Source organism: Variovorax robiniae (genome assembly GCF_037889955.1).
GTDB lineage: Bacteria > Pseudomonadota > Gammaproteobacteria > Burkholderiales > Burkholderiaceae_C > Variovorax > Variovorax robiniae.
In genome coordinates this window covers 1-13,445 of the sequence record NZ_JBBKZS010000016.1, presented here as the reverse complement: position 1 = coordinate 13,445, position 13,445 = coordinate 1, and the positions used below count along the sequence as shown (strand labels likewise).

The 13,445-nt window shown below is 66.2% G+C and carries 12 protein-coding genes and 1 pseudogene; 10 read left to right on the top strand and 3 right to left on the bottom strand.

The genetic code is table 11. From position 1 onward, the window contains the following. Positions 1-141 precede the first annotated feature (141 nt). From yajC to WKW79_RS27355, 4 genes are all read left to right on the top strand, one after another. Positions 142-489, top strand: a complete 348-nt coding sequence (gene yajC / locus WKW79_RS27370; RefSeq protein ID WP_340338381.1) for a preprotein translocase subunit YajC — start codon at positions 142-144, stop codon at positions 487-489. A gap of 72 nt (positions 490-561) precedes the next feature. Further along, positions 562-2,436, top strand: coding sequence for a protein translocase subunit SecD (gene secD / locus WKW79_RS27365; protein WP_340338380.1), 1,875 nt, complete (start codon positions 562-564; stop codon positions 2,434-2,436). A gap of 15 nt (positions 2,437-2,451) precedes the next feature. Then, positions 2,452-3,405, top strand: coding sequence for a protein translocase subunit SecF (gene secF, locus WKW79_RS27360; protein ID WP_340338379.1), 954 nt, complete (start codon positions 2,452-2,454; stop codon positions 3,403-3,405). 111 nt (positions 3,406-3,516) lie between these two features. Then, positions 3,517-6,132: a DUF1631 family protein gene (locus WKW79_RS27355; RefSeq protein ID WP_340338378.1), complete on the top strand. Its 2,616-nt coding sequence runs from the start codon at positions 3,517-3,519 to the stop codon at positions 6,130-6,132. 168 nt (positions 6,133-6,300) lie between these two features. On the opposite strand, the gene WKW79_RS27350 is transcribed toward WKW79_RS27355, so the two are convergent. The 3 genes and pseudogenes from WKW79_RS27350 to WKW79_RS27340 form a co-directional block, all read right to left on the bottom strand. Further along, positions 6,301-6,816 carry a Smg family protein gene (locus tag WKW79_RS27350; protein WP_340338377.1) on the bottom strand — a complete coding sequence of 172 codons (516 nt, stop codon included), beginning with the start codon at positions 6,814-6,816 and terminating at the stop codon, positions 6,301-6,303. 203 nt (positions 6,817-7,019) lie between these two features. Then, a pseudogene (gene dprA, locus WKW79_RS27345) lies at positions 7,020-8,168 on the bottom strand (DNA-processing protein DprA). A gap of 25 nt (positions 8,169-8,193) precedes the next feature. After that, positions 8,194-9,405 (bottom strand): LysM peptidoglycan-binding domain-containing protein, encoded by a 1,212-nt coding sequence (locus tag WKW79_RS27340; RefSeq protein ID WP_340338376.1) that lies wholly within the window; start codon positions 9,403-9,405, stop codon positions 8,194-8,196. Between the two features lie 168 nt (positions 9,406-9,573). On the opposite strand from WKW79_RS27340, the gene def reads away from it, so the two are divergent. From def to WKW79_RS27310, 6 genes are all read left to right on the top strand, one after another. After that, on the top strand, positions 9,574-10,095 hold the full coding sequence (gene def / locus WKW79_RS27335) for a peptide deformylase (protein ID WP_340338375.1): 522 nt from the start codon (positions 9,574-9,576) through the stop codon (positions 10,093-10,095). Then, positions 10,092-10,601: a hypothetical protein gene (locus WKW79_RS27330; protein ID WP_340338374.1), complete on the top strand. Its 510-nt coding sequence runs from the start codon at positions 10,092-10,094 to the stop codon at positions 10,599-10,601. Before def ends, WKW79_RS27330 begins: the two co-directional genes overlap by 4 nt. Positions 10,602-10,617: 16 nt before the next feature. Then, complete coding sequence (gene fmt / locus WKW79_RS27325; RefSeq protein ID WP_340338373.1) at positions 10,618-11,571, top strand: methionyl-tRNA formyltransferase; 954 nt, start codon at positions 10,618-10,620, stop codon at positions 11,569-11,571. Between the two features lie 60 nt (positions 11,572-11,631). Next, positions 11,632-12,315, top strand: coding sequence for an AzlC family ABC transporter permease (locus WKW79_RS27320; protein ID WP_422823977.1), 684 nt, complete (start codon positions 11,632-11,634; stop codon positions 12,313-12,315). Beyond that, a complete protein-coding gene (locus WKW79_RS27315; RefSeq protein WP_340338371.1) occupies positions 12,312-12,653 on the top strand; it encodes an AzlD domain-containing protein in 342 nt (113 codons plus the stop codon). The genes WKW79_RS27320 and WKW79_RS27315 overlap by 4 nt, the downstream gene beginning before the upstream one ends. 150 nt (positions 12,654-12,803) lie before the next feature. Next, on the top strand, positions 12,804-13,445 hold a 642-nt coding region (locus tag WKW79_RS27310; RefSeq protein ID WP_340338370.1), incomplete at its 3' end, for a type VI secretion system Vgr family protein.

Below are 13,445 nucleotides of genomic sequence, written 5' to 3'. Positions count from 1 at the left end.
CCAGCGGCGGCTGCCCCCACGAATACAATGCCCGGTGCTTGCGCGCGGGCATGGTCCTGCGCCGCATGGCCGCACCCCGCGGTCGCCGCGAATTGCCGCGGGCATCGCCCGCGTTATTGACATCCTCTGCTGGAGACTCCCTTGTTCATTTCCTCTGCCTTCGCCCAGACCGCCGCTGCTCCTGCCGCTCCCGCTGCCGGCGGCGACATGTTGTCTGCCTTCGGCGGCCTGCAACTGCCGATGATGATTGCCATCTTCGCCGTCTTCTACTTCGTCATCATCCGCCCGCAGCAGAAGCGCCAGAAGGAAGCCCGCGCCATGATCGAGGCGCTGGCCAAGGGCGATGAGGTCGTCACCGGCGGCGGCGTGCTCGGCAAGATCACGTCCATCAACGACCAGTACCTTGGCCTCGAAGTCGCCAACGGCGTCGAGATCAAGATCCAGCGCAGCGCCGTCATCCAGGTGCTGCCCAAGGGCGCGATCAAGTAATCGCTCGCCGGCCGGGGGCAGACCCCGGCAACCCCTGCGCCAAGTCGAACTTCCAACGCTCAACCTCCCGCCATGAATCGATATCCGGTCTGGAAGTACACCATCATCGTGATCGTGCTCCTGTTGGGGCTGATCTACGCGCTGCCCAATTTCTTCGGCGAGGCGCCTGCCGTGCAGGTGTCGCCGGCGAAGTCGACCACCAAGATCGACGCGACGACCCAGGCCCGTGTCGAGGAGGCGCTCAAGACCGCCGGTCTCAAGCCCGACCTGCTGACGCTCGACGCATCGGCCGTGCGTGTGCGCTTCACGACCACCGATGACCAGCTGAAGGCGCGCGACGCCCTGCAGCATGCGTTCGTGCCGAATCCCGAGGAGCCCTCGTACGTGGTGGCGCTGAACCTGGTGTCGCGCTCGCCGAACTGGCTCACCGCCCTGCATGCCTACCCGATGTACTTGGGCTTGGACCTCCGCGGCGGTGTGGATTTCCTGCTGCAGGTCGACATGAAGGGCGTGCTCGACAAGCGGGCCGAGACGATCGCCGGCGACGTTCGCACGTCGCTGCGCGACAAGAGCGTGCGTGGCGCGTCGGTCACCCGCAATGGCCAGACCGTGGAGGTGCGCGCGCGCGATGCGGCCGCGCTGGAGGCCGCCAAGCGCCTGTTCCAGGACCAGCAGCCCGACCTCGTCACCACCGACAGTCGCGAGGGCGACGACTACCTGTTGAAGGCCAATTTCCGGCCTGAGGCTGCGGTTCGCATCCAGGGCGACGCGCTCAAGCAGAACGTGACGACGCTGCACAACCGCATCAACGAACTCGGCGTGGCCGAGCCGGTGATCCAGCAGCAGGGCATCGATCGCATCGTGGTGCAACTGCCCGGCGTGCAGGATCCGACACGCGCCAAGGACATCCTGGGCCGCACCGCCACGCTCGAGATGCGCATGGTCGACGAGAGCGCCGAGGCCCGCGCCGCCAAGACCGGCGGCCCCGTGCCCTTCGGCTCCGAGAAATTCCCCGACGTCAACGGCCAGCCGGTGATCGTCAAGAAGCAGGTGCTCGTCACCGGCGAGAACCTCACCGACGCCCGCGCCGGCCTCGACCAGCAGCAGAACCTGCCCAACGTGTCGCTCGACCTGGACGCCAAGGGCGGCCGCATCATGCGCGACACCAGCCGCGAGAACATCGGCAAGCTGATGGCCATCCTGCTGTTCGAAAAGGGCAAGGGCCAGGCGATCTCGGTCGCCACCATACGCGGTGAACTGGGCACGCACTTCAGCATCTCCGGCGCGATGAGCTCGGTCGATGCCAACAACCTGGCGCTGCTGCTGCGCGCCGGCTCGCTGGCCGCGCCCATGGAAATCATCCAGGAACGCACCATCGGCCCGAGCCTCGGCGCCGACAACATTGCCAAGGGCTTCGACAGCGTGATGTACGGCTTCGCCGCGATCATGGTGTTCATGTGCATCTACTACGCGCTGTTCGGCGTGTTCTCGTCGATCGCGCTGGCCGTCAACCTGCTCCTGCTGGTGGCCGTGCTCTCCATCCTGCAAGCCACGCTCACCTTGCCCGGCATCGCCGCCATGGCACTGGCCATCGGCGTGGCGATCGACTCCAACGTGCTGATCAACGAGCGCGTGCGGGAGGAGTTGCGCAACGGCGCGGCGCCACAGGCGGCCATCCATGCCGGCTATGACCGCGCCTGGGGCACCATCCTCGACTCCAACGTGACCACGCTGATCGCGGGGGTGGCCTTGCTGGCCTTCGGCTCCGGTCCGGTGCGCGGCTTCGCGGTGGTCCACTGCATCGGCATCGTCACCTCCATGTTCTCGGCCGTGTTCTTCTCGCGCGGCCTGGTGAACTTCTGGTACGGCCGAAAGAAGAAACTCAAGACCGTCTCCATCGGCACCGTCTGGCGCCCCAAGACCGACGACGCGGCCGTGGCCGAATAAGAACAGGACGATCACATGGAGTTCTTTCGCATCCACAAGACCATCCCGTTCATGCGCCATGCGCTGATCCTGAACGCGGTGTCTTTCATTACCTTCGCGCTGGCGGTCTTCTTCCTGTTCCACCGCGGCTTGCACCTGTCGGTGGAGTTCACTGGCGGCACGGTGATGGAAGTCGCCTACAAGCAGTCAGCCGACGTCGGCAAGGTGCGCGAGACCATTGCCAAGCTGGGCTATGCCGATGTGCAGGTGCAGAACTTCGGCACCTCGCGCGATGTTCAGATCCGCCTGCCGGTGCAAAAAGGCATGAGCTCGGCCCAGCAGAGCGAGCAGGTCATGGGCGCGCTGAAGGCGGTCGACCCTGAAGTCGTGTTGCGTGGCAATGAATTCGTCGGCCCGCAGGTCGGTGACGAACTCACCACCAACGGGCTCAAGGCGCTCGGCATGGTGGTGGTCGGCATCATGATCTACCTGGCCTTCCGCTTCGAATGGAAGTTCGCGCTGGCCACCGTGCTGGCCAACCTGCACGACGTGGTCATCATCCTGGGCTTCTTCGCCTTCTTCCAGTGGGAGTTCTCGCTGGCGGTGCTGGCGGCGGTGCTGGCGGTGCTGGGCTATTCGGTGAATGAATCGGTCGTGATCTTCGACCGCGTACGCGAGAACTTCCGGCGCTACCGCAAGCTGAACACGCACGAGATCATCGACAGCGCGATCACCTCCACCATCAGCCGGACCATCATCACCCACGGCTCCACGCAACTGGTGGTGCTGTCGATGTTCTTCTTCGGCGGCCCGACGCTGCACTACTTTGCGCTGGCGCTGACCATCGGCATCTGCTTCGGCATCTATTCCTCGGCCTTCGTGGCGGCGGCCATTGCCATGTGGCTGGGCGTCAAGCGCGAGGACCTGGTCAAGGGTCCGGTCAAGCGCGATGGCGATCCGGACGATCCGAACGCCGGCGCCGTGGTGTGATCCATAGACCGAAAATTGCGGGTTGGCGAGCATGCAACGGGCCTTGTGTCAAAACGCTTCCCGATGCAAGCTCTGCGATTGCCATAGTTCTCGAGCCGTCCAGATTTATTCATGAGCACCCAGCGGTCCCACGTCGCCTCCTTGCAGCTAGCCCGTGAGGCCCGCGAGCGTTTCGTGACCGCCACCGGCGCGGTGATCGCGCCGTCCGCGCATGCCATCCGGGAGCGCTTGACTTCGCTGTCGCAGGCCGTCGGCAATGCGCGCGAGATGCAGGAGCACCGCGACGACTTCCTGAATTTCCGGACCAAGGAATCGAACTGGGTTTCACTGGCGCAGGAAAGCTGGCGCAAGGCCCTGGCGCAGGTGTCCGCGAGCACCGGCAGTTCGCACAATTCGTTGTCCTCGCTGGAACTCATCGGCGACGAGGTGGTGGAAAACAACATCCTCTCGTCGCGGCTGGCGCTGGTGATCCAGGACAAGGCCAGCTTCGAGCTGAACGACCTGCGCCTGCGCATCCAGCACCTGGAAGGCACGACCGAGCTCGATTCCAAGGACGTGCTGCGACCCGAGTCGCTGGCCAAGATGCTGGTGGAGCAATGGCTGGCGGCCGGGCTCAGCCGGCAACTCTGGACCAAGGTGCAGGAAGTCGTCCACAACCGGCTGCTGGAAGTCGTGGTGGGCGCCTATCACGATGCCAACGCCTTCCTGATCTCCAAGGGCGTGATGCCGGAGATCGACCTCAAGAATTTCGTCAAGCGCACCGGCGCCGTCACCAACTCCGGCGCCCTGGGCGGCAGCTTTGCCCATGAAGCGGGCGGCATGCATGCGCACAGCGGCAGCGGCGGATTCGGCGGCGGGGCGGCTGCCGGATTCGTTGGAGGCGTGCAGGGCGGCGGCGTGCACCGGGGCGGTGGTGGCGGCTACGCGGGCGGCTTCGGCATTCCGCCTGGCAGCTTTGCACCTGCGCAGATCGGCGTGGTGCATGGCCCGCAGGGGGCTGGCGTCAGTGGCGGCAACGGCAACGGCGGGGCTTCCAGCGGCCGTGGCTACGGCGGTGCGGCCGTGGGCATGATGGATGGCATGGGCGGTTCGCCCTTTTTCGTGGCGCGCCAACGCGCCCAGGGCGTGCTGCTGAACCTCAAGCGCTTCGTGACCGCGCGCATCGGCGGTGAAACCGTGGCCCAGCGCGGCGGCGCGATGGGCGGCGGGGTCGGCGCCACCGGCGTGGGTGTCCGGGCGTCGGGCGGCGGTATGGTTGGCGGCGTCGGAAGTGTGGGAAGTGTCGGTGGTGGCGGCGGCGGAATGGCGGGCGGCGTCAGTGGCGGCGTCGGCGGCGCAGCCTTTGCCGCGGCCATCGCGGACGCCGAGGCCGCCTACCAGATTGCCGCATCGCAGTACCTGCTGGCCGCCGACGAAGCGACGGCCGTGCAGCAGACGGCCGTCGACCTGCGCCGGCGCAGCGCCGAACTCAAGAAAAAGGCGCCGACCACCGCCGACAAGGCCACGGTCGAGATCGTGGCGCTGATGTTCCAGGCTATCCTGGCTGAGGAGCGCATCCCGTTCTCGGCCCGCGTATGGTTCGCGCGGCTGCAGATGCCGGTGCTGCGCGTGGCGATCGCCGAGCCCGAGTTCTTCGGCACGCTGCAGCATCCTGCGCGCATGCTGATCGACCGCATGGGCTCCTGCGTCATGGGCTTCGACGCGGCCGCCATCTCGGGCAGCGCGCTCGAAGGCGAGATCCGCCGCGTGGTGCAGGTGATCGAGCAATACCCGGAAACCGGCCAGCGCGTGTTCAAGCTGGTGTTCGACGAATTCGTCGCCTTCCTGAACAAGTACCTGACGCAGAGTGATGCCACTCAACGCCTCATGAGCGTGGCGCAGCAGGTCGAGCAGAAGGAAACGATGGCGATCCAGTACACCATCGAGTTGCGCAAGATGCTCAACGACATGCCGGTGCGCGAGGAGATCCGCGAGTTCCTGTTCAAGGTCTGGGCCGAGGTGCTGGCCATTGCCGCGCTGCGCTACGGCGGGCAGGACGAGCAGACCGTGACGCTCAAGCGCGCCGCCTCCGAACTGGTCTGGGCGGCCAGCGCCAAGCCCAACCGCAACGACCGCACCCGCGTGATCCAGGACCTGCCCAAGCTGCTGCAGCGACTGCGCTCCGGCATGACCTTGCTGGGCATCGTGGGCGAGCCGCAGGAACAGCACATCAAGATCATCGGCGACACCCTGGCCGACGCCTTCATGTCGAAGACGGAAGCCATTCCCACCGCGCAGATCGAAGCCATGGCCAAGCGCCTGGCCAATCTCGAGGATTTCGTCACCGACGAGGCCGGCGATGTCTCGGGCGAACTGCCGATTGATGCCGGCAGCATCGAACTGCTGCTGGGCGTGGATGCCGCGTCGATCGAAGTCATTCCGAACGCGGGCACCAAGGTCAGCGAGGACATGCTGGCCTGGGCGCATGAACTCCAGGTCGGCACCTGGTTCATGCTCGACCACAATGGCCGCGTGAACCAGGTCCAGTTCGTCTGGCGCAGCGACCGCAAGCAACTGCACCTGTTTGCCGCGACCCATGGAAAGAACTTCCTGATCCAGGCCGGGCGGCTCGCGTCCTACCTGCAGGCCGGCCTGCTGGTGCCGGCGGAAGAGGAAACGCTCACCGTCCGCGCCACGCGCGAGGCGCTGGCCAAGCTCGATGCCAATCCTGAGCGCTTGCTGAACTAGGGCCAGGATTTCAGCCGGAAGCGGCGGTTATTCGAGGCGTGCCGGCCGCAGGCGCACTGCGTCCTCCCGGCGTTGTTCGTGGGCACCCGCGGAACCGGCTTTGCCGGGCCGCTGGGTGCGCCCCCTTGAGTGGGAAGCGCCGCAGGCGCTTCGGGGGTGGGCTTTTATTCAGTGCGCGATCCGACCGGCGCGGGTTTCGCAGAGCTCGTCGAGCACCAGCGCGTCGGGCTCGATGCCGGTGCTCCAGTGCACCATCAGCACGATGATCTTCAGCTCGTCCAGCGCCACCGGGTCGCCCGGCGCCGCCATGGCGCGCTCGATGACGATCTCGCGCAAGCCGCCGTCGAGCACATTCGAGGCTTCGAGGAAGTTGATGAAACCCAGGCACTCGGCGCCCAAGTGGTCCTGCTCGGCACCGGAGTAGACGCGCATCGCATGGGCGGACTGGGGCAGGGCGGCCTCGTCAGGACCGCGCAGGGTGACGGTGGCGGTGCTGCCGTCGCCTTCGAATCTCAATTGGGCGCCCCGGGTGGCGAGGCTCAGGCCATCCAGCCACTGAAGCGCCTCGCGGATTTCGTCGTGGTCGAAGCCGTGCGCGCTGAGCTTGCGGCCCAGTTGCTCGGGTTCCGGGCACGCGTCGCCGCGCCAGTAGTTTTCATAGACGAATACGAGCACTTCGAACATGCCCCAATATAGCCCAGGCGCCTGGATTGGCCCACCCCCGAAGCGCCCTATGCCCTAAGGGCGGGCGCTCAGAGGCGGCTGCTCTTGCAGGCTGTCCAAGCTGCACCGGCCGTGGCCGTCAGCTCCTCGATCGAGTGGCGCATCCGGCAGACCGGCAGGGCCGGTTCCACGGGGCCCAGGAACAGACCTCTTGGCGGCGCAGTTCAAGCCGAAGCAATGCGTTGGAACAAGCCGCCTGGCAGTCGCGCCACATGGCCTTCCAGTTCGAGTTCCAGCAGCTTGACCTGAAGTTCGGCGGCGCTCCAGCCGGTGCGCGCGGTCAGCGCATCCAGGCTGACCGGGTCGTGGCCGAGGGCTTCGATCAGTGGGTTCCCGGATTCCATGGTGTTCGAAAGGCAGGTTGCATGGGTGTTGCCTGCCATTGAACCGGGCGCGGCAGGAAAGCGCAATTCCTCCAGGATGTCCTGCACCGACTCGATCAGCTTGGCCCCCTGCCGGATCAGCGCATGGCAGCCGCGCGACTGCGGCGCGTGGATCGAGCCGGGGATCGCAAAGACTTCCTTGCCTTGCTCGGTCGCCAGCCGGGCCGTGATCAGCGAGCCGGATTGCAGCGCGGCCTCGACGACCAGCGTGCCCTGCGAGAGGCCGGCGATCAGCCGGTTGCGCTTGGGAAAGTTCTGGTTGAGCGGCGGCGTACCGAGGGGATATTCGCTGACCAGCATGCCTTGCCCGACGATGCGGCGCGCCAGGTCGCGGTGGCGTGCCGGATAGACGCGGTCGAGTCCGGTGCCGACAAAGGCGATCGTCGCCAGCCGCTCAGCGCTTCCGGCTGCGTCCAGTGCGCCCTGGTGCGCCGCACCATCGATGCCAAGCGCCAGTCCCGACACGACCACGATGTTCGCCTCGCCCAGCGCCTGCGCAAATGCGCGCGCATTGGAAAGCCCCTGCGGCGTCGGATTGCGGCTTCCGACCATCGCCAGGCTGCGATCGGCCTGCGTCAGGTCGAAGCCATCGGCAGCCAGCGTGTAGAGCATCGGTGGCGGATCGGGCATCTGCAGCAACGCGGCCGGATAGCCGGCATCGCCAAGCGTCAGCACGCGCCGCACAGCACCGGTGGCATCGCTGCCGTGCAGCCATTCCCACGTCTATTCGGCGAGGGATTCGAGCCCCGCAGGCGCTTGCTGGAGCGCCTCGACGCAGGCCTCCGATACGACCTGCCCCAGGGCGGCCGGCGTCTGCCGGAACACATCGCCGGGCAGCCCGAAGGCACCCAGCAGCTTGCGCGCGGTGATGTCGCCCACGCCCGGCGTGAGGGTCAGCCGCAGCCAACCCTCGAGTTCTTCACGTTCCACTCCCTGCCCACTCCCCTGTTGTTGTTCAGGGGTTGATCAGCAAGTCCCCTGCCTTCGGAGTGTCGCTGATCTCCAGCACGAGGGCGTACGACACCTTCTCGAACGGGCGGAACACCATCAGCAGGCCGATGCGTTCATTCGGCAGCTTCAGCGTTTCCTTGCCGCCGTTGGTGCGGTCGACGATGGTTTCGCCGTTCTTCAGGATGGCCAGCACGTTGCCGGTCTCGAGGCCGTCGCGCGTGCCCTTGTTGATGGACACGACCTGGTTCTGCGCCGCGAACTGCACCGCATTGCCGTAGACGGAAATGATGCGACCGTTGGTGATGGTGCCGGAGGGCGCACGCGGCGCGTAGCTCAGCAACTGGCGCGGCGGTTCGGGCAGCAGGCGGTCGCCGGCCCGGATTTCTTCCTTGGCCGCCACGACGTCGATGGTCGCAGGCACCACGCTGGTGACCTCCTTGCCATCCTGCATCATGGTTTCGGTCGTCTCGCTGCGCTGCAACTGGACCTTGCCCAGGTACTGCGCCTCGTAGCCGAGGATTTCACCGGTGGCCGGATCCTTCAGTGGCGTGGCATTGCGGAACACGCGGTACTGGTTGATGGGGCCGGGCTTCTCGATCAGCGGCGCGTTGGCTTCTCCGCGGGCATAGGCCCGGTCGCCACGGGACAGCAGCACGTGGTTGTCGTTGCCGGCCACGATGCGCGGCGCCAGCCTGACGCTGTCCTCGTCCGTCACGATCGGCTCGGTGAGGAAGGGCTCGATCAGCGCCGTGTTCAGCGTCGGCAAGGCCATGCCGGACAGCGATTCGCTGCGCGTACGCGGGGACAGCTTGATCGTGCCCTCGGGCCCGCCGGTGCCGCGGCGCGTGCTCAGGCGGGCCCGACCGCCGGTCTTGTCCAGGTACAGCACCTGGCCCGGGTAGATCAGGTGCGGGTTGCGGATGTCGTTGAGGTTCATGCCCCACAACTCCGGCCAGCGCCACGGCGTGCGCAGGTACATGCGCGAGATGGCCCAGAGCGTGTCGCCGCGCTTGACGGTGTACTCATCCGGTGCGTTGGGCGCGAGTTCGCTCAGCGGAATGCCGGTCTGAGCCGTCTGCTGGGCGGTGGCGCGCTGCGTCGGCGTGACAGGATAGTTTTGCGCCGAGGCCACGGTGGCAGTGCCGAACAGCGCCAGGGCTGCGACCGTTGCAAGGGGAGTTAAACGCAAGCCGGCGATGGTTCGGAATGTTTTCATGAGTTGGATGGTGTGCACACACTACCGCCACGGAGATGGCGGAAACGAATCCTCACAATTTGCAACGAATTTTGCGCTGAAGCCCTGGAGAGGGCAACGTTTATCCCTTTTGGTGTCCGCGAGGCGTCGCGGAATTGGCGAAAATAGCCACAACTTCTGCACGATTTCATGGCCAAACGACCCATTCTGAGTTTCCCCGACAAACGCCTGCACACCGTTGCCAAGCCGGTGCAGGGTGTCGACGCCCGCATCAAGGCTCTGGTGGCCGACATGCTGGAAACCATGTACGACGCCCAGGGCATCGGCCTCGCAGCCACCCAGATCGATGTGCATGAACGTCTCGTGGTCATTGACGTTTCGGAGGAGCGTAACGCCCCGCTGATATTGATCAACCCCGAAATCGTGTGGGCGAGTGACGAAAAAGTAGTCAACGAAGAGGGCTGTTTGTCGGTGCCCGGCATCTACGACGGGGTCGAACGCTCCACCTCCGTGCGCTGCACGGCCCTCGACCTGGATGGTGAACCGCGCACCATCGAGGCCGACGGCTTGCTGGCGGTCTGCATCCAGCACGAACTCGATCACCTGCTGGGCAAGGTGTTCGTCGAGTACCTGTCGCCGCTGAAGCGCAACCGCATCAAGAGCAAGATGCTCAAGCAGCAACGCGAAGAACAGCGCGAAGGCCGGGGATGAGCATGCTGCGCCGCCGGCAGGGGCTGGCTGCGGTGCTGGTGCTCAGCCTGGCGGGTGTTCTCGCCGGTTGCGCCGGTGAACCGACCCGTCTCCCGCTGGACAGCACTCGCGCGGAGACGCTCCAGCGACTCGGACCGCCCACCGCGACGTATGCGCTCGCTGACGGTGGAGAGCGCCTGCAGTATTCCCGTGCGCCGGCCGGCTTCGAAGTCAACAACGTCGACCTCGACAGAAGCGGCAAGGTGGTGTCGATCACGCAGGAACTCGACGAGGGCCTGTTCGGCAACACCATCCAGCCCGGCGTGTGGCGCGTGCCCGACGTGCTGCGCACCTACGGCCGGCCCTACGAAATCAGCCGGGTGACTTCCTTCAAAGGCGACGTCTGGAGTTGGCGCTACAAGTGGCACAACACGATCCGGCTGCTGTACATCTATGTCGATCCGCAAGGCCTGGTCGACCACTACAACCTCGGCGACGACCTGACGCTCGAGCGCCTGACCCGCTGAACCTGCGAGCATCCCTTTGAGAATCGTTTTTGCGGGCACCCCCGCCTTTGCCGCGACCGCGCTGGCCCGGCTCGATGCCGCCGGCTTCGACATCGCCCTTGTCCTGACGCAACCGGACCGTCCCGCCGGCCGCGGCATGAAGCTGCAAGCCTCGCCGGTGAAGACGCTGGCCTTGCTGCGCGGATGGCGTGTCGCGCAGCCGCGCAGCCTGCGCCTGGACGGCAAGTACCCGGAGGATGCGGCCGAAGCGCGTGAGGTGTTGCAGGCCGCCAACGCGGACTGCGTGGTCGTGGCCGCCTACGGCCTGATCCTGCCGCAGTGGGTGCTCGACCTGCCACGGCTCGGCTGCCTCAACATCCACGCGAGCTTGCTGCCGCGCTGGCGCGGCGCCGCGCCCATCCACCGCGCCATCGAGGCCGGCGATGCGGAAACCGGCGTGACCATCATGCAGATGGACGCCGGGCTCGACACCGGCGACATGCTGCTGCGCGAGTCACTTGCCATCGGCGACGACAGCACTGCAAAGCTGCACGACCGGTTGGCCGAGATGGGCGGACGCCTCGTTGTCGACGCGCTGCGCCTGGCCGAGGCGGATGGATTGAAGCCCGAGCGCCAACCCGCCGAGGGCGTGACCTATGCCCACAAGGTCGAAAAGCACGAGGCGAAAGTCGACTGGGACCAGCCGGCCGAAGCCATCGTGCGCCGCATTCGCGCCTTCGATCCGTTTCCGGGTGCCAGCAGCGAACTGGGCGGCGAAACAGTCAAGTTGTGGGCCGCCCGTGTCGAATCCACCACGCCTGGCCAAGCCCCCGGAACCATCTTGGAGGTCACGCCCGTCGGCATGGCAGTCGCGGCGCGTGATTCGACGGTCGTCGTCACCGAACTCCAACGCCCCGGAGGCAAGCGCCTCGCGGTGGCGGACTTCGTGCGCGGCTTCGATGCACGGCCGGGCCAGGTCTTCGGGCGCTGAGCGTTGTTCTTCCTTCGCTCCGTCCGCAACCATCCCGCTTTCCGCGAGGGTGCGCGCAACATGGCGCCGCTGGCGGTCGGCATCTCGGCCTGGGGCCTGATGACGGGCGTGGCGATGGTGCAGTCGGGCATGAGCGTGTTCGAGGCCGTTGCCATGGCGTTGCTGGTCTATGCGGGCAGCTCGCAACTGGCGGCCATCCCCCTGCTCATGGCGGGCGCGCCGGGCTGGGTGATTCTGGCGACCGGCTTCTGCGTCAACCTGCGCTTCGTGGTGTTCAGCCTGCACCTGCGGCCCTACCTCATGCACACGCCGCGCTGGCGGCGGCTGGTCAACGGCTACATGACGGCCGACCTCAGCTATGTGACCTTCACGCGGCGCTATCCCGAGCCGGCGGTGGACGCGGCAGGGCGTGACGAGCAGGAGGCGTTCCTGGCTGGCGGCTACTTCATCACCTGGGTGGCATGGATGAGCCTGAGCCTGATCGGCGTGGCGCTCGCCAACTTCATCCCGCTGGCGTGGGGTCTGGGTTTCGCGGGCGTGCTGAGCCTGGTCGCCATCCTGTGCTCGATGGCGACCAGCAAGCTGCGCATGGCGGCGATCGGCATTGCCGGCGCGACGGCCGTGATGGCATACAGCCTGCCGCTCAAGCTCAACATCGTGGTGGGCATCGGCGTGGCGGTGCTGTTGTGCTTCTGGTTCGAGAAGAAGCTCGGGCTGGACCCGGATGAGGGGGACGACAAGTGAACGGCGGAGTCACCGATGGCTCGACCTTGCTGATCATCGTCGGCCTGGCCGGCGTCAGCGTGCTCACGCGCTGCTTCTTCTTCATCCTCGACCGGCCCTGGGGCCTGCCGCCGTGGGCACACCGGGCGCTGCACTACGCGCCGGTGGCGGCACTGGCTGCGGTGGTGATTCCCGAGATCGTGATGACGCAAGGCCACTTCATCGCGACATGGCAGGACGCCCGGCTGTACGCAGCCGCGGCGGGCGCCGTGTATTACTTCAAGCGCCATGGGGTGCTGGGGACCATCGTGGCGGGGATGGCGGTCTATCTGCCGCTGCACCTTGGACTGGGCTGGTAGCCGCACTTGCTGACTTCCGACGAGGGGCGGTTGTCGTTAACGTTCGTCATTGACCATCAATTCCCAGAATCTCTCGTGTTGGTGATGTGAAAGTAGTCCATTCGGGCTAATATCGCCCCTCCAAAAAAGATTCACAGGGAGTGATTTCACATGGCCACCAGAGCCCGGACGCTGCGCGCGCTCATCCAGGACCGCCAGCACGCCCGCCTCCTGCGCCTGTCCTTTCCCCATGGTGGCGAGCCCGCCAACGCCGAACTGGTCGTCAACAGGCTGCACGCCCGTGAAGGCCTCTCCCGCGACTTCGAGTTCACCGTCGAACTCCTCAGCGACAACGCCGACATCCCCCTGAAGGACCTGCAGGGCAGGATGCTGTGCATCTCCCTGGTGCGCCCCGACGGCACCCTGCGCCACTTCACCGGCATCGTCTTCGCCTTCCGGCTCGTTCGCACCGACGGCAACCTGGCCTTCTACGAAGCCGAACTCGGCCCCTGGCTGCGCTACCTGCGCCTGCGCACCAACAACCGCCTGTTCCACCGCAAGACCCTGCAGGAGCAGACCCGGCTCATCTTCAGCGACTACGGCGTCCTGCCCCAATGGAAATGGGTCGTGCGCGGCGAAGACGCCCCCATCACCATGGCCACCCAGGGCGGGGGCATCGGCGAGAGCGACCACAACTACCTGCACCGCCGCTGGGAGGCCGCGGGCTACAGCTACCGCTGGGAACACGACCACGAGGGCCACACCCTCGTCCTGAGCGACGACAGCACCCTGTTCCCGCCCATCGATGGTCTC

Excerpts from the sequence above, each read along its gene's own strand:
- secD (WP_340338380.1), top strand. The coding sequence starts at position 562 with ATGAATCGATATCCGGTCTGGAAGTACACCATCATCGTGATCGTGCTC.
- secF (WP_340338379.1), top strand. The coding sequence starts at position 2,452 with ATGGAGTTCTTTCGCATCCACAAGACCATCCCGTTCATGCGCCATGCG.
- WKW79_RS27355 (WP_340338378.1), top strand. The coding sequence starts at position 3,517 with ATGAGCACCCAGCGGTCCCACGTCGCCTCCTTGCAGCTAGCCCGTGAG.
- WKW79_RS27350 (WP_340338377.1), bottom strand. The coding sequence starts at position 6,816 with ATGTTCGAAGTGCTCGTATTCGTCTATGAAAACTACTGGCGCGGCGAC.
- WKW79_RS27340 (WP_340338376.1), bottom strand. The coding sequence starts at position 9,405 with ATGAAAACATTCCGAACCATCGCCGGCTTGCGTTTAACTCCCCTTGCA.
- def (WP_340338375.1), top strand. The coding sequence starts at position 9,574 with ATGGCCAAACGACCCATTCTGAGTTTCCCCGACAAACGCCTGCACACC.
- WKW79_RS27330 (WP_340338374.1), top strand. The coding sequence starts at position 10,092 with ATGAGCATGCTGCGCCGCCGGCAGGGGCTGGCTGCGGTGCTGGTGCTC.
- WKW79_RS27320 (WP_422823977.1), top strand. The coding sequence starts at position 11,632 with ATGGCGCCGCTGGCGGTCGGCATCTCGGCCTGGGGCCTGATGACGGGC.